The sequence below is a fragment of the Maledivibacter sp. genome, from assembly GCA_025210375.1.
Classification (GTDB): domain Bacteria; phylum Bacillota; class Clostridia; order Peptostreptococcales; family Caminicellaceae; genus JAOASB01.
Genome location: JAOASB010000007.1, coordinates 122,297 through 144,452, shown reverse-complemented (window position 1 = coordinate 144,452; position 22,156 = coordinate 122,297). Strand labels below are relative to the sequence as shown.

The window sequence follows — 22,156 nt, the reverse complement described above, 5'->3', positions numbered from 1 at the left end:
CTCTGGATGATTTGTATATAATATAAACACCTCCCTAACCTGAATTTTCTAGATCATGATGTATATTTACTTATTCTATTAATATTTTAAAACCCCTTTGAAATATTTAGAATTTTTTAAAAATTGTATAAAATGAATTTTTTATGTCAACTTTCCTGATATAGAAAGTTTAGAATAAATCTTAATTTATACATATCTAAATATCCCATGTTTTTAGGGAGTTTTGATGTGTATAAATTAAAGTTTTGACTGGAATCTCTATATTAAATTTTTATCTAGTCCTTATATTTTAATTAAATTAGGTTATATAATTTTTTTGTTTTAATTAAGGAAATTGCATAACTCTTATTTGGCACAATTGCATAATTATCTTCAATAAAATAAAAATCCAGCGAATAATTCTTCACTGGATCTTTTATGCCTAAATATTTATTTTTCTACTTTAATAATTCTTCTAGTCTTTCTTTATCAAAGCCCTGAATCACTTCACCATTAACATTGATAATCGGTACTCCCATAAAACCTTGTTTCATTAATTCCTTCCTTGCATCCATATCCTTAGAAATATTTTTTTCTTCAAAATCCACACCCTTTGAATTGAAATAATCCTTTGCCATATGGCAGTAACTACAAGTATCACTTGTATAAATAGTTATTTTTTTGTTCATATTGAATCCCTCCAATTATAATATTATGCTACTTTCTTATTATTCTCTTTTTTATTCTTTGCATTCCTAATTAATCCAGTTGCATATCCCATTGGACATACTTGACACCAAGACCTAGGTTTAAATATAACTCCCATAACAATCCCTAAAGCTAATGATGCCATCATCAATCTAAAAACTGCAAATGCCACCTTACTAAAATTTGGGCCTGCATGGATCAATGATATAGAAAACATGGTCATCATCAATACAAGTAATACATTCTTAACAGACTTTCCCCTTAGCTTCTTAGGTAAATTATTTTGCAAACTAATATTTTTGAGAAAATTGCCTAGTAATGATCCCCTTGGACAATAATGTGAACAATGTACTTTACCTCTACCCTTTATGGCATGATACATTGGAACCGTCATACAAATGAACCCTAAAACGCCAAACCTAATATCTGCTATTGAAAGTACTATAAATAGTACCATGAAAATCCATGACCACTTCATATGTGATTTCGCCTTTACCACCTTCATTTCCTCCTTTTATTTCATATAATTATTCTAACAACTTGAACCTCCATGATTTGGTTGAATCCTAAACCCTTTGGACAACCAATTAGTTGAATAGTCCACGCTGAATCCACCATATCTTTTTATTAAATCATCTTCAATAACGTAGCTTATGCCATCTTCATTTGTTACCCTATCATTTTCTTTTTGCTCATCCAGAGCAATCCCAAATGATGGGCCGCCTCACCCTAAACCTGCAATATATATTCTTATCACGGGATCAGTGATATTTTGATTTCCTATAGTCTTTTTTATCATTTCCTTTGCTTTATCAGTAATATTTATATTCATAGGTTTATCCCTCCTAATATTATTTTACCCAAATTAATGTTTTTGATACTCCCTAATACCCCGGGTAGGTATCTTTATTATAATATATGTTTTTTATAATGTCAATATACCTGGTTGTACTTTTTTAAAACAAAAAAAAGGGCATTAATCTGCCCCATTACCTAATACTGTATCTTGATATAATTTTCTCGGCAATCTTTATTCCATCAACAGCGGCTGAAACTATTCCACCCGCATATCCAGCTCCTTCTCCTCCAGGATAAAGTCCACTTATATTTATGCTTTGAAGGGTTTCACTGTCTCTTACTATCCTTATTGGAGAAGAACTTCTAGTTTCTACACCGGTAATAATAGCACTTTCCATTCCAAAGCCCTTTAATTTTTTATCCATATTTGTTATGGCTTCCCTCATTGCCCCTGTGACATAATGGGGTAAACAATTATTTATATTGGTTAATTTAACACCGGGTTTATAGGATGGCTTTACGCTGCCAAGATGTTGTGATGAAGTATTTTTAAGAAAATCCCCTACTAATTGGGCAGGTGCCATATATCCTCCGCCACCAAGTATATATGCTTGTTCCTCCCATTTTCTCTGAAAATGCATTCCTGCTAAGGGATGATTACCTTCAAAATCATCTTGGACAACTGAAACTAACAAAGCACTATTAGCATTTGATTTATCCCTGGCATGTTCACTCATTCCATTTGTTACAACTCTTCCTTCCTCGGAAGCAGCCGCAACAACAGTTCCTCCGGGACACATACAAAATGTATAAACCGATCGTCCATTTGAAGCATGATATGTAAGTCTATAATCTGCTGCACCTAGTCTTTTATGATTTGCATATTCCTTATACTGTGCCTTGTTAATGATAGCTTGAGGATGTTCTATCCTTACGCCTATGGCAAAGGGCTTTTGTATTATTCCTACTCCCCTTTCATAGATCATCTCAAATGTATCCCTGGCACTATGTCCTAGGGCTAATACAATAGCTTCTCCATCCACCACCTGATTATTATTAATTTCTACACCGGTTATTTTCCCATCCTTTATTATCAAATCAGTCACCTTTGAATTAAAGGCAACATCTCCTCCAAGCTTTTTTATTTCTTCCCTTAGATTTTTTACTACGGTCTTTAGTATATCCGTACCAACATGGGGTTTAAAGGAGTACATAATTTCCTCCGGCGAACCTGCTTTAACTAGTTCTTTTAAAACTTTTCTACATCTTGGGTCCTTTATTCTAGTAGTAAGCTTTCCATCAGAAAAGGTACCAGCTCCTCCTTCTCCAAATTGAACATTTGATTCTACATTCAAATTCCCAGTTTTCCAAAACTTTGACACGGTTTTACTTCTATTATCTACGTCTTCTCCTCTTTCTAGAATCAAAGGCTTATATCCCATTTGTGCAAGGATAAGTCCGCAAAATAATCCTGAGGGTCCCATACCTATAACTATTGGTCTTTTATCAAGAACTACCTTCCCGGGCTGTGGATATTTATATTCCATGTCTGGAGTAATAGTGACATTTTTATCCCTTACTCTTTTTAATATCTTTTCTTCATTTTCTACTAATACATCTATTGTATATACAAAATCCAATCTCCCCTTTCTCCTTGCATCAATTGATTCTTTAAATATGTTCATATCCGTAATATCCTTGGGCTTTATATTGAGAACCTTGCTTGCTTTATTAAGTAGTTTATCGGTACTGTCATTTATGTCCAATCTTATTTGTGAAATTCTTATCATTTTTTATATTCATTCCTTCCCAAACTATTAAACTTATATTATTACCCATATATATAGGGTTTTCATAGTATAAGTTAAAGTCTATACTAAAATCCCTATAGACATATAGGTTAATCTTATCAAAATTCAAAGAAAAAATGTGGAAACATTCATTATTTGCTTTAAATACAATTTTAACAGAGGAAAATAAAAAACTCCATAGTGTAACTATAGAGTTTCAATAAAAACTCAAGGGCACATAATCCCTTAGTGTTGGTCAGATTCCTCTTACAAAAATGACCTAAGAAAAAGGAGGCATCTTTTAAAACACCCCCTTTTTCTTACTTATAGTATATTAACTTGTTTATTTTATCAATTCCATTATTTTTTGAATGAATACCATAGCTATTGCAACTGGCCCTATATATTTTATTAATATAGTCCAAGCACCAGCCAATTTGAACTCTATTTGTCCGCCATTTGAGACTTCCTTGATGGCATTGTCGGTTCCCCAAACCCATCCAACAACTATACAAAGTAGAAGCCCACCTAAAGGTAATAATATATTAGCAGATCCATAATCTAGTATATCAAATATTGTAAATCCAGCTATTTTAAAACTACTCCATGGCCCTAGTGATAATGATGCCCCAGAGCCTACTAAGAATAGTGCTAATCCAATGACAGAAACTGCTGCCAAACGTTTAACCTTCCACTCATCAACTACATAAGCAACACATACTTCTAATAATGAGATTGACGATGATAATGCAGCAAATAGAACTAATAGAAAGAATATAAAAGAAAATAGTCCACCTAATGGAAGCTGTGAGAATATTGCTGGGAATGAATTAAATATAATCCCAATACCTGCATTTGGATCAAGGTTATATGCAAATACCGCTGGCAATACCGCTAGTCCTGCAAATAGCGCTACTCCCGTATCTATAAGTGGAATTATGGTTGCACTTTGAGGTATATTAGTTTCTTTGCCTAAATAACTACCATAGGTAATCATACATCCCATACCTAAACTTAATGAGAAGAATACTTGTCCTAGTGCAGCCAATATTACTTCACCACTAATCTTTGAAAAATCAGGTACTAAAAGATATTTTATACCTGCTCCAGCTCCTGGTAAAGTCATAGCACGTATTGCAATAAGAACGATCATTACAAATAATGCAGGCATCATTATCTTACTTGATTTTTCAATACCTCCTCCAATACCCTTGATTACAATAATCATAGTAATAAGCATAAATATTCCATGATAAAGTATTGGTTCTCCACCAGAAGTAATAAATGCTCCAAACATATCTCCTAATACTGCAGGATCAGATACATGTAATCCTCCAGTAACTGATTTAATTAAATATTTTATTACCCATCCACCAATAACACTATAATATGATAATATCATGAACCCTGCTAATACTCCTAGGGCTCCAACCCATGACCATTTTTTACTTATCTTCCTATAAGCACCTATTGCATTTAAACCCGTATACCTACCTAAAGCTATCTCAGCTAACATCAATGTAAAACCTACAAGAAATAAAATTATAAAATATACAAGTACGAATGCTCCACCACCGTTTTTACCAGCCATAGCAGGGAATTTGACAAGGTTGCCAAGTCCTACCGCCGAGCCTGCGGCAGCTAATATAAATCCTATTTTAGAGCCCCATTGTTCTCTTTGCCCATCTTGATTCAAGTTTGCCATTGTTTTCCTCCTTATATAGATTAATATATGGTTTCGCTTTTATAATTCACCTCCTTCTTGTATATATGTATAAAGGCTACTAATGGCCTTTAATAAATGAGGAAATTCCATAGTAAATATGAATATCTTAAAAATAGAAGTAATAGATTTTTTAATGGGTCCTATATACATAGATATTATTTTTCTTTTTTTAATATTTATACATTGTTACATAGTTAACAGAGTTTATAGTATATTCGTAATTGTTCGACAATTTTCGACGCTGTATACCTATTATATTACATAATTTTAATTATTTCAACACTAATTTTACATTTCCAATTTTTTTAATATCTAAATTCTTTTTACATCAAAATTATTTTGTATATCATTATGTCTTTATGGTAGAAACTATAGGTATTTACTATATCAATGTTTATTAATCTATAGACTTGGACAAAATATATGGAAAGCATATAAAGGAGTTGAAAAAATGGACATAAATAGAGCTAGGGAAATTATAAGCTCCCCTAATAAAATTGAAGTTTCTTATGGTGGCAGGTCAGTATGGATCAACAGTATCAACCCAAATACTGGTAAAGCTTTTGTGAAGGCCCTTGATGGTGCCAATGAACATTATCAGGTGGCTGTAGATGAATTGATTGAACAGTAAAGGAAAGGGGCTGTCCCCTTTCCTTTACTGTCTCAGTCTACACTAAAAAGCCCCATGAATTATAGATTTCATGGGGCTTAACACCTTATTAACTGGGCAGATTGCATAATTACCTGCTGGGAAAATTATCTACTATATATAGTTTTAAAATCTTCAAAGCACTACCATCGAATATGCTTATATCTTAAGTAATTAAATCAAGGATGATATTACCATATGCAATTATGCCAAATAGAAGCTATGCAATTTCCTCAACTGCTAAACCAAATATTTATTTCTCTTTCTGCATCATTCAAATTTGCAGAACCGTGTACCGCATTTTGTGTAACATTGGTACCATATAGGTTCCTAATGGTTCCTAAAGCTGCTTTCTCTGGATCGGTAGCTCCGTTTATTTCTCTAACCCTTGCTACTGATTTCTCCCCACTTAAAATTATTGCAGCTACCTTCTTTGATTCCATAGAAGATATTAGTTTATTAAAAAATGGTTTTTCCTTATGTTCTTCATAATGTTTTTCCAAAATTCCCCTTGTTGGAAATATGATTCTAATATCTTCTATACAAAGCTTATTTTCTTCATAAATATTAATTATTTTTCCCATAATATTCTTTATAACGGCATCTGGCTTTATTAACACTAATGTCCTCTCCATATAAACACTCCCCTAGAATCCTATTTTGTTAGAATATCTATAATGGTATCATTGTCTACTCCCAATGGAATCTTAAACTTACCAAAATGTATCTTTCGGCTACTCTTTCTTCTAATAATATCTTTGTTAAATACTTCCTTATCATCTATTATATTTGCCTCATATAGATTATTAATAACCTTTTGACTGGAGTCCCCTTCTTTAACTTCAAACTCAACATATTTTTCTGAATCCGATTCGTCTACAGTCTTCTTTATTTCTTCTTTAATTTTAGAATTGGAATTATCTGCATTATCAGTATTTTCATCTGGCACATCAGAACTACCTATATCTGTATCTACTTGATTGGAAGCCTGATCTAGTTCTTTATCTTTATTATCACCATCAATCCCACTATTCCTTTCAATAATCTCCTCAAGGTCATGCATACCTAGCTCCCGTGCCCTTTGAATTATTTCTTCGTCTGTATATTCTTTAATCTTAACATTCGGGCTAATAATGTTTATAACACTTGCTAAAACTAAACCTATTCCTATACCCAATAGCACATAGTATATATGTATCTTATTGTTTTTCTTCATATAGATGCCCCTTTATTGTGATTTAGTCATATAAAAAATAAACAAGCCAGGCCTAAAAGTAATGAGGATGACTAGTTTATTTTTTGAATCTACCTTACCCCATCATGTACGATTATATCAATTTATGATAGAAAAATAAAGTGGCATAGCCCCCTTAGATTACTAAATGAACAAATCGCATAATTACTTTCTATAAAGAACATCTACTACCTGTAGTTTTAAAATTCTCAAATTACTATTATTTGAATTTAACTTCAGTTTCAATAATAGACTCTTGATTTTCTCCTATTATCTCTACGGTTATTTTATTTACCCTCATTTCAAACATTTCATCAAAACCCTTTGTATCCTTCACGGCTTGTATAAATTTCCCATCATCATCTATCTTGCCAAGGGTTAAATGGGGTTTGAACTCTATTGTCTCTAGAAACTCTGGCTTAAATTTTTCTAATATATCTGAATAAAATCTATTATGTAACTCTGTTAATTCCTCTTTACCCTGGATAACATTCAAAAATAAATAGTTTTCACTTTCTGCAGATATGCCCTGAAGATTTACATTAAAAGGCTTCATTCCCTGAATATTCTTTTCTATATGCTTTTTAATTTCTGACCCACAAATATCGCTCTTAAATGGAAAAACTAAGGTTATATGGGGTGCAACACTATTTACTGCTGGATCGTATCTTTCCCTTAATTCATTAATCTTATCTATATTAGCAAATTGAGTAAATATCATTATACATCTATTCCACATCCTTAATCCCACCTATCCTGTTATTTGAAATTCAATCTATACTCTTTATTATATATGATTATAGGCTTATCTTCCAAGAAAACTAATTCTATATATTACAAAATAGTCAATATCCTAACAAAATATATAAATATAGAATATAAAAAAATCCCTTAACAATCTAAGGGATTTTTTATTTTGTCTATTTCCTATACCTTTTATACAATTCTTCTCTAATTTCTTCTAGTGATACATTTCTATCAGATAATAATACTAATATATGGTATACAAGGTCTGAAACTTCATATATGATTTCTTCCTTATCATTGTTTTTTGAAGCTATTATTACCTCGCTTGCTTCTTCACCAACTTTTTTTAGTATCTTATCAATTCCCTTTTCAAATAAGTACTTTGTATAGGAACCCTCTATATCGCCTTCTTTCCTACTCAATATCCTTTCGTAAAGTAGGTCAAGTACTTTTGTAGCATCATCATTGCCTGTTTTCTCATCCCCTGCATACATTAAACTGTAAAAGCAGCTTTCATTGCCAGTATGACATGTAGGCCCCTTTGGATTTACTAAAACTAATAATGTATCCTTATCACAATCGTATCTTATTTCCTTTACATCATGATAATTTCCCGATGTTTCTCCCTTGTTCCATAGTTTTTGTCTACTTCTACTGAAAAACCAAGTTTTTTTAGTTTCTAGGGTGAGCTTTAAGGATTCCTTATTCATATATCCAAGCATTAAAACATCCTTTGTGATATAATCCTGTATTATTGAAGGGATTAATCCATTATTGTCATATTTAAGATTATCTATATCTAACATTAAAAATCTCTCCTGACTTCTATACCATTTTTGTAAAGATATTCTTTAAGATATTTTATTTCTATTTCCCTATAGTGAAATACCGATGCCGCCAGTGCTGCATCGGCTTTTCCCGACTTCAACACCTCTAAAAAATCCTCTTTTTTCCCAGCTCCACCTGAAGCAACAACAGGAATTTTTACAGTTTCTGAAATTTTCTTTGTTATCTCTATGCTATATCCTTCCTTTACTCCATCGGAATCTATGGAGTTAAGAACAATCTCGCCGGCTCCAAGCTTTTCTCCTTTGATGGCCCAATCCAAGGCATTTAGCCCTGTATTAACCCTACCACCATTGATATATACATCCCACTCCCCTCCATTTCTCTTTACATCCATGGAAAGTACAACGCATTGATTTCCAAACTTAAGTGCTGCTTCAGTTATTAGCTCCGGCCTTTTTACAGCGGCCGAATTTATGGACACCTTGTCAGCTCCAGCCCTTAAGACCTTTGAAAAATCCTCAACGGTTCTTATTCCTCCTCCAATAGAAAAGGGAATATTAATGTTTTCTGCCGTTCTTTCTACTACATCAATAAAAATATCTCTATCCTCATTTGAGGCCGTTATATCATAAAAAACAAGTTCATCGGCTCCATTTCTTGAGTAGTATTTAGCAAGTTCTACTGGATCAGCTACATCCTGTATAGCCTTGAACTTTTTCCCCTTAACAACTCTACCCTTATCTACATCCAAACATGGAATTATTCTTTTAGTAAGCATAAAAACCCCCCTATAATTCCTTCAAACTTATTTTACCTTCATAAAGAGCCTTACCTACTATGGCTCCATAAAGATTAAAGTTTTTTAGCCTATTTACATGATCTTTGCCCCCTATTCCACCGGAAGCAATTATATCTATATCTACGCCTTCACTTAGTTCTTTAAGCTCATGGAAATTTGGGCCTATCATCGTACCATCCTTGGCAATATCAGTATACACAATGGTTTTTACACCCTTCACCTCTAGTTCTTTAGCAAAGTCTACTGCCTTTATATCGCTGGTGTTTACCCATCCATCTACACAAACATACCCTTTTTTAGCATCTATAGATACTACTACCCTTTCACCAAGGTTTTCCACAAGTTCTTCAACAAATCCCTTTTCTTTGACGGCAGAGGTTCCAACAATAATTCTTTCTACTCCTAAAGCTAATAACTCCTTTGCCCTTTCCAGATTTCTTATACCTCCGCCAACTTGAACAGGTATATCTAGATTATCGACTATCCTCTTTATTACAGCCTTGTTTTTCAGCTCCCCCGTAAATGCTCCATCTAAGTCCACAAGATGTAAATACTTAGCTCCGTTTTCCTCCCATTTCTTAGCGGCAAGTAATGGGTCATCATCATATATAGTTTCCTTATCAGCCTTTCCTTGATAAAGTCTTACGCATCTTCCCTCTTTTATATCTACCGCTGGAAATATTATCACTTTATCATCTCCTTAATATTCTTTAGCAGCTTTAGCCCAGTCTTGCCACTTTTTTCAGGGTGGAACTGCATTCCTATTATATTATCCTTTCTGACGATTGCCGGTACCTTTACTCCATAATCCGACCAAGAAACTATATCCTCTTGATTTTTAGCCGCTAAGTAATAGGAATGTACAAAGTATACATACTCATAGTCATTTATCCCCTTCGCTATTTCATCTTCCCTTGCCTTTATTAATTTATTCCAACCCATATGAGGTATCTTGAGATTTCCATCAAATCTAACTATTTCACCCTCTAATAGTCCTAGACCATTCCACTGTCCATCTTCATAGCTTTTTTCAAATAATAGCTGCATTCCAAGACATATACCAAATAAAAGCTTACCTTTGTTTGCATTTTCCTTTAAGCAATGAACTAGATCATGCCTATAGAGATTATCCATGGCATCCTTATAAGCCCCTACTCCCGGTAGTATTATTGCAGAGCTTCTATCTATAACAGCCTTATCCGATGTTACTACAGCATCTATACCAAGATTACTAAAGGCTGTATACACGTTTTTTATATTTCCAACACCATAATCTATAATTGCTATCATTTTTTCTATAATACTCCTTTCGTAGACATAACCCCTTCTATACTTTCATCCTTAGCGGCTGCCTGTTTTAATGATCTACCAAGTCCCTTAAATATGGATTCTATAATATGATGGTTATTTTCTCCATATTGTAGGTTTAAATGAAGGGTTATATCGGCATTACTGGTAAGAGCTATAAAGAATTCCTTTAGGGTTTCGGTCTCAAAATCTCCAACATATTCCCTAGTCAGTGGAACATTAAACTGTAAAAAGCTTCTCCCGCTTATATCTAAAGAAACCATTGAAAGTGCTTCATCCATAGGGGTAAATACAGTAGCATATCTTTTTATTCCTACTTTATCTCCTAGGGCTTCCTTTATGGCTTTACCTAGTACTATCCCTAAATCCTCTACGGTATGATGGGTATCCACCACCAAATCCCCTTGGCATTTTACATATAGATTTAATTGCCCATGCTTGCTCATTAAAATTAGCATGTGATCTAAAAACCCTATTCCCGTATCTATCTTTGATTTACCACTACCATCAAGCTCAAGCTTTAAAGCTATGTCTGTTTCCTTTGTTTTTCTAGCGATTTCACTAATTCTTGTCATATCTACACTTCCTTTAACAGCTTAAGAATCCTATCGTTTTCTTCCTTTGTACCAATAGTAATCCTTATGCAGTTTTGTAATACTCCCTTTGTTCCAAAGCCCTTTATCTTGATTTTATCTTCCTTAAACTTCTTCATTAAATCCTCATACCTACTTGTTTTAATCAATATGAAGTTACTTCCACTTGGTATAGCCTTTATATCCTTCATAGATTCTAGCTCAACAAAAAGCTTGTCACGATCTTTTTTTATGGTCTCAATATTTTTATGAACAATGTCTATATTGTCTAATACTATTTCACCTATATACTGGGATATAGAATTGAGATTATATGGAGGTTTAACCCTATTTAAAATATCCATAGTTTCTTTAGCCGACACCCCATATCCGATCCTCAAGGCCGCGAGTCCAAATGCCTTGGAAAGTGTTCTTAGAACTATCAATCTTTTGTAATCATAAATCCTATCAATAATAGTTTCTCCATAAAATTCATAATAGGCTTCATCTACTACTACAATGGATGATGTGTTTTCCAAGACCCTTATTATTTCATCCCTAGGTATCAAGGTCCCAGTTGGATTATTTGGATTGCATAAAAATATAAGCTTCGCATCATTTTCATTGGCCGTAGAAATTATCCTATCAATATCAATGCTAAAGCTTTCATCCCCTGATAACTCGATGAATTTACCTCCCGCTATCTCTGTTATAAGCCTATACATGACAAAGGAAGGACTATGCGTCACTACTACATCACCTTTATCCACAAAGCAATCTATAATGACCTTTAATAATTCATCGGACCCATTTCCGCACATGATATTTTCAGTATTTATTCCAGTATAATCGGCTATTTTCTTTTTTAGCTGTACTGCTTCGCTATCGGGATATCTGTTTAATTCCTTAGAGACTATGTCCTTAAGGATGATTGGAGCTAATTCATTTAATATATTATATGGACTTTCGTTGGCATCTACCTTTATATCATATTCTTCTTCAATAACCTCATAGGCCCTTATATTCTCTATACATTTCTTCATAAGCCTTTTCATAATCAAAACCTCACTTTTATTGAATTTCCATGGGCACTTAACCCCTCCGCCTCTGTAAATGAAATTACCTTGTCCTTTACATTTCTTAAAGCATCTTCATTATAATAGAGTAAGCTAGATTTTTTCATAAAGTCATATGTTCCTAGGGGTGATGAAAATCTTGCGGTACCCGATGTGGGTAGTGTATGATTTGGGCCAGCAAAATAGTCTCCTATAGGCTCCGGGGTATATTGTCCTAAAAATATGGCTCCAGCATTCTTGATTTTAGGAAGTAATTCAAATGGATTATCTACCATGACCTCTAAATGCTCTGGAGCTATTTTATTTGATATATTGATGGCTTCTTCTATATCCCTTGCTATAAATATGTAGCCATAGCTGGAAATAGCCTTCGTGATAATTTCCTTTCTTTCTGACATATCTATTTGAAGCCTTACCTCCTCCTCAACCTGTTCAGCCAAAGCTTTAGAGGTAGTAATCAGTATGGATGATGCCATCTCATCATGCTCTGCCTGGGATAATAAATCTGCAGCTATGAAGCTTGGATTTTTATTTTCATCGGCAATAATACATATTTCACTTGGGCCTGCTATCATATCTATATCCACAAGACCAAAGACTGCTCTTTTGGCTCTGGCTACATAGATATTTCCTGGGCCTACTATTTTATCTACAGGTTTTATTGTTTCTGTTCCATAGGCCAATGCAGCTATGGATTGTGCCCCACCTATCTTATATATCTCATTTACTCCTGCTATCTTGGCCGCCGCTAATATATATGGATTGACCTTTCCATCTTTACTTGGAGGTGTAACCATAGCTATAGAACCTACCTCTGCCACCTTTGCAGGTACAGCATTCATAAGAACCGTAGATGGATATGCCGCCTTTCCCCCTGGAACATAGATACCTACCCTTTCCAAGGGTCTAATCAGCTGTCCCAGTATAATTCCCTCTTTATCATTTGTCATCCAGGAGCTTTGCAGCTGTTTTTTATGATATCTAGCTATATTGTCCTTGGCTTCCTTTAAAATCTCTAGAAATTCATTTCCTACTACCTCAAGTGCCTCATCAATCTCATCCTTAGTGACCTTTAAAGCCTCTAACCTTGTATTATCAAATTTCTTCGTATACTCATATAAAGCTATGTCCCCTTTTTCCTTAACATCCTCTAGTATCCCATAAACTACTTTGTCTACCTTTGAAAAATCATCTGAGCCTCTACCCAGTAAATCATCTATTATATCTTTATAATCGTCTCCCTTTATCTCGATAATTTTCAATTTAAACAATCCTCTCTAATCCACTTATAAGCTTTTCTATCTCTTCATTTTTAGTTTTTAAGCTGACCTTATTTACTACTAATCTAGCACTTATGTCGTTTATTTCATCAAGTATTACCAATCCATTTTCCTTTAAAGTTGTACCCGTCTCCACTATGTCTACAATAACATCAGAAAGACTTAGTATTGGAGCAAGCTCAACGGAACCGTTAAGCTTAATCACTTCATTAAATATACCTTTCTTATTGAAATAGTTTCTTGCTATATTGGGATATTTAGATGCTATAATCAATTTTCTATTGTTATTCATCCTATAGTTTTCAAATCCTGCAACACACATCTTACATTTTCCTATATTCAGATTTAATATTTCATAAACATCTGCCTCGTTTTCCAGCAGTACATCCTTGCCTACTATACCAATATCCACGGCACCTTTTTCTACATATACGGGTATATCCGAGGATTTAACAAATACAAGCTTGATTCTTTCAGTGTCATCCTTAAAAATGAGCTTTCTACTTTTTTTAGAATAGTCCTTAAAATTTATGCCTATCTTCTCAAGTAAAACTACTGCAGCATCTGCTAATCTGCCCTTTGCCAAGGCTATTTTAACCGTATCCAATGGAATTCCCCCTAATGTATAGATGCTATGATTTCTTCACAGTCTAAAACCTTATAAAATTGATTTTCTTTATATCTCTTAATCTGATTTTTAAATATATTAATTACTTTTAGGGACTCCTTACCTACTTCAATAATTTCCTTAGTATTTCTGAAGGTTGAATTCTCTATATGGCATTTTATATCATCCTCATAGGAATTGGTTTCAACTACAAAACCCCTATCCCTTAGACTCTGTGAAAGCTCTATGGCTTTTCCCCTTAATTCTTTTTTATAAAGAACTAAATAATCTGTAAAGCAATCCACATTTCTTTTAATATCATACATTTCCATCACCTCAATTATTTTATTTATATTCAATCCAAGGCCACAGGCTGGCTTATCTGCTCCAAATTCTCTGGTCAAATTGTCATATCTTCCACCACTTAAAACTACTTCTCCGAAGTTATTAACATACCCCTTAAACATAATATCCGTATAGTAACCCTGCTCCTTGGTAAAGCCTAAATCAAATAATATATATTTATGGAATTTATAATCAGCCAATATATTGTATACATCCTCTAGATTTTTTAGTGCTTTTTCCATCCTTTCATTTATAACTAGTTCTTTGGCTCTAACTAGGACTTTTTCAGGCTTTCCATATAGCTTGGGAATCATATAAAATTTTTCTTTAAGTTCCAGTGGCATATCAGTCTTTTCGAGAAATTCCTTTAAATCTCCATAGTTTTTGTTTTCGATTAAGTTGTGAAGCTGCAATTTTTCAAATTTATTGAGGGTAGCTTCATCAATTAATCCATTCATGAATTCCACTTGCCCTAGGTCTATATGAAAGTCATTAAACCCGCATTCCAATAGACATCTAATTCCCACAGCTATTATTTCAGCATCACATTCCGGCTTATTATTCCCAAAGTATTCAATTCCACCTTGAACGAACTCCCTTTTATCTCCTGTTCCAGATTTATTGGCTCTAAAGATATTTGTAACATATGAAAGCTTCAGCATTTCATTACTATGTTTATAATTATTTGCTGCCATTCTAGCCAAGGGTATGGTTGCATCGGGTCTCAAGACCAGTATCTTTCCATTGTTGTCTATAAGTTTTAGCATATTTTCTTTTTGCAAAACTCCATCTATTCCGTTGTATAAATCATAGTATTCAAAGCTAGGAGTAACTATCTGGCTATAACCAAAGCTCTTAAATACTTTTTTTATAACCGCAACCATCTCTTCTTTAAACTCATACTCTTCGCTGTACAAATCCTCTACACCCTCTGGAAAAATATCATTGTAAAGTGCCATAATATTATCCGCCCTCCACTTCATTACTTTAATACGCTAAAGCAATGAATTATTTCTTACTATTGTAATATTTATTAGCTATGGAGTCAATACAAAAGATAAATATTTAAAAATTCTTAATATTGCGCAAATTATTTCCCTACAAATTTTTCTTTAATTCAACCTAATTAATGGTAAACTATATATGTGTAGGGATGCGTCTTATGACACATTTGTGGTTATGAGTTCTAAGTTATAAGTTCTAAGTTTGCATGTCATTCTCTTAAGTATATAGAGATTTCAAATAGATTATTGGAAGCTTTTTTATAACATATTTATAAGTTAGGAGTGATTAATGTGTACTATGATTACCATGTTCACAGTCATTTTTCTGCAGACTGTGAAGCGGATATGAAGGATATCATTGAAACGGCTATAAAGTTACAGCTAAAGGAAATATGTTTTACTGATCACACGGATTATGATTATTGTGATTCCTCAATAAACTTTGAATTTGACATAGCCGAATATACCGACCATATCAATCTTATGAGACAACGCTATGGTAAAGAAATAAAGATACTTAAGGGTATTGAAATGGGTATTCAACCCCATATAGTTGAAAAATGCGATAGGGTTGTTAGGGAGGGAGATTTCGATTTTGTAATTTGTTCCATACATACTTGTGAAAAAAAAGACTTATATAATGGGGATTTTTACAAAGGAAAAACTCCTAGACAGGCTTATGTAAAATACTTTGAAGAGCTTTTATATTGCATAAAGAATTTTGAAAACTTCAACATCATAGGTCATTTAAATATATTGGCAAGATATAATAAAACCATTGCTAATGAAAAGCTTTCCAGCTACTTTGATATTTTAGAAGTGATTTTTAAAGCACTTATAGAAAGAAATAAGGGTATAGAAGTAAATACTTCCAGTTTAAGATATACGGATACTTTGCTTCTTTCACCTGAAATACTAAAATTTTATTATGAGCTGGGGGGAGAAATTATAACCTTGGGGTCAGATACCCATGTTCCTAATACCTTAGCATATGAATTCGATTATATTTATGGAATACTTAAAGAAATAGGCTTTAAGTATATAACTACCTTTGAGAAAATGGAGCCTAAGTTTATTAAAATATAAGACAAAACATATAACAGTTCGAGCTACTATCTTAATGAATAGTAGCTCGAATTCAATAATTGGACATAAAGGATAACCTGGGATAATTATGGATATTAGCCTTTCAAGTGATTTTCTTCATTAAAAGCTTTTATGTTCAGTTCTTTGAATTATTTCATCCTGTAAATCTTTATTTAAATTGTTGAAGTAATCACTATAACCTGCAACACGTACTATAAGATTGTTATATTTTTCTGGGTTCTTTTGTGCTTCTCTTAATATATCTCCCCTTACTATATTAAATTGGATATGATGTCCATCAAGCTTAAAATAGGCTCTTATTAAGCTCTTCATGTTTTTAAGTCCATCTTCACCTTCAACGATTTCGGGAGTGAATTTCTGGTTGAGTAGAGTCCCTCCAGTCTTTAAATGATCCATTTTGGAAGCTGATTTAATAACTGCAGTAGGTCCTTTTTTATCAGCACCTTGGACAGGAGAAATACCTTCTGAAAGGGGTATGCCTGCTCTTCTACCATCTGGCATAGCTCCACAAACTGCTCCAAAATAAACGTGACATGTGGTTGGAAGCATTTCTATTCTATATCTTCCTCCATTCACTGTAGGCCTATCATTTATTTCATCATGACCGATGTTAAAAACCCTAAGCATGATTTCATCGGCATATTCATCATCATTTCCATATTTAGGAGTTTTATTTAAGAATATCAAACGTTCCCTTTCATATCCTTCAAAGTCAGCATCTATTACCTCCATTAGTTTTTTGAAGCTCATGTTATCATTATCAAAAACATGATATTTTATTGCTGATAAACTGTCTGTAATACTTCCTATACCAACAGCTTGGATATATCTTGAATTATATCTTGCTCCACCGGCATTATAATCTTTACCTTTCTTAATACAATCATCAATTATTATTGACATAAATGTTGCGGGCATATATTTAGCATATAGCCTTTCAATAACATTGTTTCCCCTAACTTTTATATCGACAAAATGATGTAGCTGATCCCTAAAAGCATCTAATAATTCATCAAATGTCTCAAATTTAGTTGGATCACCTGTCTCAATACCAATTTTCTTACCAGTTCTGGGATCAACACCATTATGAAGGGTTATTTCTAATACCTTTACAAAATTAAAATATCCCGTTAAGATATATGCTTCTTTTCCGAAGCAGCCTACTTCTACACACCCACTTGTACCACCGCATCTTGCATCTTCAATGCTTTTACCTTGACGAAGCAGTTCCTTTACAACTGCATCGGTATTGAATACAGAAGGAAATCCCATTCCTTCCCTAATAACCCTAGCGGCCTCAATCACAAAACGGTCAGGATTTTTTCTACTAATTTGTACATTTGTACTTGGCTGCAAAATCCTCATATCCTTAATAATATCTAGTAAAAGATATGATACATCATTTACTCCATCTGCTCCATCGGGTGTTATCCCTCCGATATTTATGTTACAAAAATCCGTGTATGTTCCACTTTCTTCTAAGGTTATTCCCACTTTAGGTGGAGCCGGTTGGTTATTGAATTTTATCCAAAAGCATTCTAAAAGCTCCTTGGCTTTATTACGATTCAAGCTTCCAGCTTCTAGCTCTTTTCTATAAAAAGGATATAGATGCTGATCAAGCTTGCCAGGACAAAAAGAATCCCAAGTATTTAATTCAGTTATGATCCCTAGGTGTACAAACCAATACATCTGAAGTGCTTCTCTAAAGGTTCTTGGTGCATGGGCGGGAACATATCTACAAACCTCTGCTATTTCTTCTAATTCCTTCTTTCTAACTGGATCATCTTCATTTTCAGCCATTTCTTCTGCCTTTTCAGCATGACGTTCGGCAAGGCTTATTATGGCATCACATGATATAGCCATGGCCTTTAATTGTTCTTGTCTATCATAGGCCTCGGGATCATTTATGAAATCAAGCTTTTCAATTTCTTCTTCTATTTCACTTTTAAAATCTAGAAATCCTTTTTTATATATCTTGCCATCTTCAACGGTATGTCCTGGAGATCTTTGCTCCATAAACTCAGTGAATATTCCTGCTTCGTAGCATTCCTTCCACTCCTCGGTCATTTGATTAAACATTAAATCCCTAATTGATTTTCCCTTCCAATAGGGTATTATTATTTCTTCTTGAATCCTTCTAGCTTCTCCATCTACCTTAAATGAAATTTTTTCACGATTATTCATAATTTCAAAGTCTTCCATAGTATGACAGCAAAGCTCTGGATAGTTTGGCGTCCCTTGGGGAGCCCTGCCCCTTTCTCCAACTATTAACTCTCCATCGTTTATACATATGGTTTTGTTCTCACATAGATGCTTAAAAGTCAATGCTCTTAACACAGGAATAGAAACCTTTCCCGAATATTTTTTATATGCTTGAGTGACTAAAGCCGCTCTTTCAATACATATCCTAGGTGTTGCAGTTACACTTTGCTCTCTAAGTTTTTGTACCCTTTCATTTATTCCATATCCCATCTAATATCACCCTCCAATTTTGACATTTAATCCATATTCCTTAAATATTTTAGCAATTTGTTGCATTACATGATCCTCGGAATTTCTTACATTGGGCATCTTATATTCCATCCCCAATCCCTGGTACTTATCCACAGCTATATTATGATAAGGTAATATAAATACCTCATTTAAATTTAATGATGAAATATATTTACAAGTTCTTCGAATATTTAAGTCATCATCGTTTATACCAGGTATAATAGGTATTCGCAGCCAAATATTTTTGCCCCCTAACGCCAATTTTTTTAGATTTTCAAGTATCTGTTTATTGGAAACCCCAGTATAAACCTTGTGTTTTTCATCATCCATATGCTTAATGTCATATAAAAATAGGTCTACCTTATCTTTAATTCTTTTAATATTTTCCCATGTTGAATATCCTGAGGTATCTACAGCAGTGTGTAGGCCTTTTTGTTTTGAGGCTGTAAGAAGTCCATCTAAAAAATCTATTTGAAATAATGGCTCTCCCCCTGAAAAGGTAACCCCGCCTCCAGATTCTTCATAAAAAATCTTATCTTTTTCTATTGCTTTAATGGTATCCTCTATACTTAAATTTTCACCTATAAACTTCAATGCCTCACTAGGACAAATTTCAGCACATTTACCACATAATTTGCATATTGATTCATTATAATTGAAACCTTCATCTTTAAAGCTTATTGCTCCATGGAGGCAAAACTTTTCACACTCTCTACATACAATACACTTATTTGGTTTAAATGTAAGCTGTGGATTAATTTTTTGACTCTCTGGATTATGGCACCACCAGCATTCCAATGGGCATCCCTTTAAAAATACAGTTGTTCTTATTCCTGGGCCATCATGTATTGAGTATTTTTGAATATTAAAAACAATTCCTTGGTTCATTATATCGCTCCTATCGACTTGAAAAGTAAGCATTATTACTTATATATCAAAGCAAATTACATGCCAATATTTTGAGACTATAAATTTATTCCTTTATGCTTAATAATGTCTTTGTACATATGCCACTTTACTCGTAATAATTCCTATAAACATACTCCTAAATGATTGAGGAAATTGCATATCTCTTTTTTGAGACGCCATATACTTTATTTTATCAGACCGCGTCTCTTTTTCGGGACAAAAATCAACATATTTTTTTGAATATTCTTTGTTTCATAACAACAAAAATGTCCCCAACTTTTAAGTAGAGGACATCAGGTTAGACTTCAAATTTTAATGCTCTATAGGCTATTTCCCTTCAGCATATTTTTTCTAGGTCATATCAGAGATGCTGCAATTGCTACAATAAATCCTACTGGCGGGGCAACTAATCTTACTGTTATAATTGATGTGAGTCCTAGACTAACCCATAATATGGTAGTTAAAGGCCCCGCTATAAATGCAGCAATAATTCCTTGCTTAGAAACTTTTTTCCCCCAGAAGAATGTTAAGGTAATTGCTGGCCCAAAGGCTGAGAATAATCCAGTAGCTGAAAAACTAACTAAAGTATAAACAAAATCTTTAGCTGTGAATGCAAAACCTAATCCTAAAGCCCCAATTATTAAAGTGGCCAGTCTTGTAATCTTAAGTAATGTTTTTTCATCTATTGTTTCTGATTTTTTAAATACCTTAGTGTATAAATCCTCTGCCGCAGCTGAAGCCGCTACAAGTAATTGGGAATCTGCCGTTGACATCATAGCTGCTAAAGCCCCTGCTAATAATATACCTCCTATAATTGCTGGAGTGTGCTGAAGCACCATAAATGGTAATGTCATTTCTCTATCGGCAACTAATGCAGCAGGGGCACCATGAAGCGTTCTTGCCAATAATCCTATAAGTATGGCCCCTACGGAAGTTAATATGCTCCAAATTGTTGCTGTTATTAATCCTTCTTTTCTATCCTTCTCACTATTAATGGCCATCATTCTTACATCTAAGTGAGGATATCCTCCTAGGTTGGCGAAGAACCAACTTAGGTTCGCACCTAACAGCACCATCGCCGCTGCACCACTCTTACCTCCCAGCCAGGAGGCATGTTCAGGCCCTGCAGATCGTAGGGATGCCATAATAGATAATGACGGATCAGCTAATACTTTAGCAAATAGAATTATAGGCAATATTGTTAAAGTGACTACCATAAGAAGAGATTGTAAAACATCAGTCCAAACAACTGACATAAATCCACCCACAAATGAATAAATAATTATAATTATTGCTACAATTAGTAATCCTATGGTAGTATCAATTCCGAAGGTTTGATTCAAAACTTTTCCACCGGCTAAGAACTGTGATCCTATATATCCCATATAAAATACAAAGGTCACTATTCCCGGTAGCAATCTTACCCATTTACAGTCTTCAGGTAATTTCTCTGCTATAAGTCCAACTGGTGTCAAGGCTCCAGTTTCTTTCCTACCTTCCATAAATGGTCTTGAGTACACAATCCATTGAAATATTGCGCCACCTGCAGCACCTACAATGATCCATATACTTGATAATCCCGTCTGCCATGCTATTCCCGGAACCCCTATAAGTAGCCATCCAGACATATCTGAACAGCGCTCTGATAATGCTAGGCCCCATCCCGGTATCTTGTCTCCACCTAAATAAAAATCATCGGAAGTTTTGACCTTTTTAGATGACCAATATCCTATAAGAATTACTGCTAATAAAAATATAAATAGTCCAATTGTGGTATAAAAATTCCCCTGCATATAAATTCCCCTCCCTTTATACATTCGCAGTCAATGCACCTTTAATGTATGCATATTTTTTTGCTTTAATTCACCTCCTATAGTCATTTCCTCAAGCATTTAGTCCACCTCTAACCCCTTAACATTACTTTGTCCATGGTGATTAGCTTCAATATTCTGTTTATTTTAATATTTTGCAAATTGCGTGCCAATATCTATGACCACTAAAAAAAACACCTATGAAAACTCTTCTAAATTACTGATAAATACTAGTTTTACCTTGTAAACCAAGAAAGCATCTATCAATATTTTGAAGACCTCCATAGGGTCAAAATTTTTGAAATATTAATTATTATACAATATTTTTCTTTTATTCCATATATTATCTCTTTTTTGAGACAACTTATATATTATTTTTAATACAAAGTCTTTTTTCTGGGACACCTACATAACTACAGAAATAT

The 22,156-nt window shown here is 33.8% G+C and carries 20 protein-coding genes and 1 pseudogene; 2 read left to right on the top strand and 19 right to left on the bottom strand.

The genetic code is table 11. The annotated features are described in order from the left end of the window. Positions 1 to 437: 437 nt before the first annotated feature. The 4 genes from N4A68_02865 to N4A68_02850 all read right to left on the bottom strand — a co-directional run bounded on the left by N4A68_02865 (position 438) and on the right by N4A68_02850 (position 4,980). The gene (locus N4A68_02865; GenBank protein ID MCT4563258.1) at positions 438 to 668 is read right to left on the bottom strand and encodes a glutaredoxin family protein; all 231 of its coding nucleotides are present in this window, start codon (positions 666 to 668) and stop codon (positions 438 to 440) included. A 23-nt stretch (positions 669 to 691) separates the two neighbouring features. Continuing rightward, the gene (locus N4A68_02860) at positions 692 to 1,192 is read right to left on the bottom strand and encodes a 4Fe-4S binding protein (GenBank protein ID MCT4563257.1); all 501 of its coding nucleotides are present in this window, start codon (positions 1,190 to 1,192) and stop codon (positions 692 to 694) included. A 484-nt stretch (positions 1,193 to 1,676) separates the two neighbouring features. After that, entirely contained in the window at positions 1,677 to 3,275 is a 1,599-nt protein-coding gene (locus tag N4A68_02855; GenBank protein ID MCT4563256.1) for a hypothetical protein, read from the bottom strand. Positions 3,276 to 3,618: 343 nt separating this feature from the next. Then, positions 3,619 to 4,980, bottom strand: coding sequence for a sodium-dependent transporter (locus N4A68_02850; GenBank protein ID MCT4563255.1), 1,362 nt, complete (start codon positions 4,978 to 4,980; stop codon positions 3,619 to 3,621). A 472-nt stretch (positions 4,981 to 5,452) separates the two neighbouring features. On the opposite strand from N4A68_02850, the gene N4A68_02845 reads away from it, so the two are divergent. Next, a complete protein-coding gene (locus tag N4A68_02845; protein MCT4563254.1) occupies positions 5,453 to 5,632 on the top strand; it encodes an H-type small acid-soluble spore protein in 180 nt (59 codons plus the stop codon). Positions 5,633 to 5,883: 251 nt separating this feature from the next. Here N4A68_02845 and N4A68_02840 read toward each other — a convergent pair whose 3' ends face one another. The 12 genes and pseudogenes from N4A68_02840 to hisZ all read right to left on the bottom strand — a co-directional run bounded on the left by N4A68_02840 (position 5,884) and on the right by hisZ (position 15,366). Further along, on the bottom strand, positions 5,884 to 6,285 hold the full coding sequence (locus N4A68_02840) for a nucleoside-diphosphate kinase (GenBank protein ID MCT4563253.1): 402 nt from the start codon (positions 6,283 to 6,285) through the stop codon (positions 5,884 to 5,886). 20 nt (positions 6,286 to 6,305) lie between these two features. After that, complete coding sequence (locus tag N4A68_02835) at positions 6,306 to 6,866, bottom strand: hypothetical protein (GenBank protein ID MCT4563252.1); 561 nt, start codon at positions 6,864 to 6,866, stop codon at positions 6,306 to 6,308. A 238-nt stretch (positions 6,867 to 7,104) separates the two neighbouring features. Continuing rightward, positions 7,105 to 7,623 (bottom strand): 2'-5' RNA ligase family protein, encoded by a 519-nt coding sequence (locus tag N4A68_02830; protein MCT4563251.1) that lies wholly within the window; start codon positions 7,621 to 7,623, stop codon positions 7,105 to 7,107. A 181-nt stretch (positions 7,624 to 7,804) separates the two neighbouring features. Next, entirely contained in the window at positions 7,805 to 8,437 is a 633-nt protein-coding gene (gene hisIE, locus N4A68_02825) for a bifunctional phosphoribosyl-AMP cyclohydrolase/phosphoribosyl-ATP diphosphatase HisIE (protein ID MCT4563250.1), read from the bottom strand. Next, positions 8,437 to 9,198: an imidazole glycerol phosphate synthase subunit HisF gene (hisF, locus tag N4A68_02820; GenBank protein ID MCT4563249.1), complete on the bottom strand. Its 762-nt coding sequence runs from the start codon at positions 9,196 to 9,198 to the stop codon at positions 8,437 to 8,439. The genes hisIE and hisF overlap by 1 nt, the downstream gene beginning before the upstream one ends. Positions 9,199 to 9,208: 10 nt before the next feature. Then, complete coding sequence (hisA, locus tag N4A68_02815; protein MCT4563248.1) at positions 9,209 to 9,907, bottom strand: 1-(5-phosphoribosyl)-5-[(5-phosphoribosylamino)methylideneamino]imidazole-4-carboxamide isomerase; 699 nt, start codon at positions 9,905 to 9,907, stop codon at positions 9,209 to 9,211. Beyond that, positions 9,904 to 10,509, bottom strand: a complete 606-nt coding sequence (gene hisH, locus N4A68_02810; protein ID MCT4563247.1) for an imidazole glycerol phosphate synthase subunit HisH — start codon at positions 10,507 to 10,509, stop codon at positions 9,904 to 9,906. The genes hisA and hisH overlap by 4 nt, the downstream gene beginning before the upstream one ends. 5 nt (positions 10,510 to 10,514) lie before the next feature. Next, positions 10,515 to 11,102 (bottom strand): imidazoleglycerol-phosphate dehydratase HisB, encoded by a 588-nt coding sequence (hisB, locus tag N4A68_02805; GenBank protein ID MCT4563246.1) that lies wholly within the window; start codon positions 11,100 to 11,102, stop codon positions 10,515 to 10,517. 2 nt (positions 11,103 to 11,104) lie between these two features. Then, positions 11,105 to 12,154: a histidinol-phosphate transaminase gene (gene hisC, locus N4A68_02800; GenBank protein ID MCT4563245.1), complete on the bottom strand. Its 1,050-nt coding sequence runs from the start codon at positions 12,152 to 12,154 to the stop codon at positions 11,105 to 11,107. Between the two features lie 2 nt (positions 12,155 to 12,156). Continuing rightward, positions 12,157 to 13,365 (bottom strand): annotated as a pseudogene (gene hisD / locus N4A68_02795) (histidinol dehydrogenase). A gap of 73 nt (positions 13,366 to 13,438) precedes the next feature. Continuing rightward, positions 13,439 to 14,062 carry an ATP phosphoribosyltransferase gene (gene hisG / locus N4A68_02790; protein MCT4563244.1) on the bottom strand — a complete coding sequence of 208 codons (624 nt, stop codon included), beginning with the start codon at positions 14,060 to 14,062 and terminating at the stop codon, positions 13,439 to 13,441. 11 nt (positions 14,063 to 14,073) lie between these two features. Next, positions 14,074 to 15,366: an ATP phosphoribosyltransferase regulatory subunit gene (gene hisZ / locus N4A68_02785; protein MCT4563243.1), complete on the bottom strand. Its 1,293-nt coding sequence runs from the start codon at positions 15,364 to 15,366 to the stop codon at positions 14,074 to 14,076. A 336-nt stretch (positions 15,367 to 15,702) separates the two neighbouring features. Here hisZ and N4A68_02780 point away from each other — a divergent pair, with 336 nt between their 5' ends. Then, positions 15,703 to 16,497, top strand: a complete 795-nt coding sequence (locus tag N4A68_02780) for a histidinol-phosphatase HisJ family protein (protein ID MCT4563242.1) — start codon at positions 15,703 to 15,705, stop codon at positions 16,495 to 16,497. A gap of 120 nt (positions 16,498 to 16,617) precedes the next feature. Here the strand turns inward: N4A68_02780 and N4A68_02775 are convergent, their stop codons facing one another. The 3 genes from N4A68_02775 to N4A68_02765 all read right to left on the bottom strand — a co-directional run bounded on the left by N4A68_02775 (position 16,618) and on the right by N4A68_02765 (position 21,713). After that, positions 16,618 to 18,990 (bottom strand): glycyl radical protein, encoded by a 2,373-nt coding sequence (locus N4A68_02775; protein ID MCT4563241.1) that lies wholly within the window; start codon positions 18,988 to 18,990, stop codon positions 16,618 to 16,620. Between the two features lie 6 nt (positions 18,991 to 18,996). Then, a complete protein-coding gene (locus N4A68_02770; GenBank protein ID MCT4563240.1) occupies positions 18,997 to 19,899 on the bottom strand; it encodes a glycyl-radical enzyme activating protein in 903 nt (300 codons plus the stop codon). Between the two features lie 377 nt (positions 19,900 to 20,276). Then, on the bottom strand, positions 20,277 to 21,713 hold the full coding sequence (locus N4A68_02765) for a sodium/proline symporter (protein ID MCT4563239.1): 1,437 nt from the start codon (positions 21,711 to 21,713) through the stop codon (positions 20,277 to 20,279). Positions 21,714 to 22,156: the final 443 nt, after the last annotated feature.

Excerpts from the sequence above, each read along its gene's own strand:
- hisZ (MCT4563243.1), bottom strand. The coding sequence starts at position 15,366 with ATGGCACTTTACAATGATATTTTTCCAGAGGGTGTAGAGGATTTGTAC.
- hisC (MCT4563245.1), bottom strand. The coding sequence starts at position 12,154 with ATGAAAAGGCTTATGAAGAAATGTATAGAGAATATAAGGGCCTATGAG.
- N4A68_02850 (MCT4563255.1), bottom strand. The coding sequence starts at position 4,980 with ATGGCAAACTTGAATCAAGATGGGCAAAGAGAACAATGGGGCTCTAAA.
- hisB (MCT4563246.1), bottom strand. The coding sequence starts at position 11,102 with ATGACAAGAATTAGTGAAATCGCTAGAAAAACAAAGGAAACAGACATA.
- N4A68_02765 (MCT4563239.1), bottom strand. The coding sequence starts at position 21,713 with ATGCAGGGGAATTTTTATACCACAATTGGACTATTTATATTTTTATTA.
- N4A68_02860 (MCT4563257.1), bottom strand. The coding sequence starts at position 1,192 with ATGAAGGTGGTAAAGGCGAAATCACATATGAAGTGGTCATGGATTTTC.
- hisH (MCT4563247.1), bottom strand. The coding sequence starts at position 10,509 with ATGATAGCAATTATAGATTATGGTGTTGGAAATATAAAAAACGTGTAT.
- N4A68_02845 (MCT4563254.1), top strand. The coding sequence starts at position 5,453 with ATGGACATAAATAGAGCTAGGGAAATTATAAGCTCCCCTAATAAAATT.
- hisF (MCT4563249.1), bottom strand. The coding sequence starts at position 9,198 with ATGCTTACTAAAAGAATAATTCCATGTTTGGATGTAGATAAGGGTAGA.
- N4A68_02830 (MCT4563251.1), bottom strand. The coding sequence starts at position 7,623 with ATGTGGAATAGATGTATAATGATATTTACTCAATTTGCTAATATAGAT.
- N4A68_02770 (MCT4563240.1), bottom strand. The coding sequence starts at position 19,899 with ATGAACCAAGGAATTGTTTTTAATATTCAAAAATACTCAATACATGAT.
- N4A68_02840 (MCT4563253.1), bottom strand. The coding sequence starts at position 6,285 with ATGGAGAGGACATTAGTGTTAATAAAGCCAGATGCCGTTATAAAGAAT.
- N4A68_02835 (MCT4563252.1), bottom strand. The coding sequence starts at position 6,866 with ATGAAGAAAAACAATAAGATACATATATACTATGTGCTATTGGGTATA.
- N4A68_02855 (MCT4563256.1), bottom strand. The coding sequence starts at position 3,275 with ATGATAAGAATTTCACAAATAAGATTGGACATAAATGACAGTACCGAT.
- hisIE (MCT4563250.1), bottom strand. The coding sequence starts at position 8,437 with ATGTTAGATATAGATAATCTTAAATATGACAATAATGGATTAATCCCT.
- N4A68_02775 (MCT4563241.1), bottom strand. The coding sequence starts at position 18,990 with ATGGGATATGGAATAAATGAAAGGGTACAAAAACTTAGAGAGCAAAGT.
- N4A68_02865 (MCT4563258.1), bottom strand. The coding sequence starts at position 668 with ATGAACAAAAAAATAACTATTTATACAAGTGATACTTGTAGTTACTGC.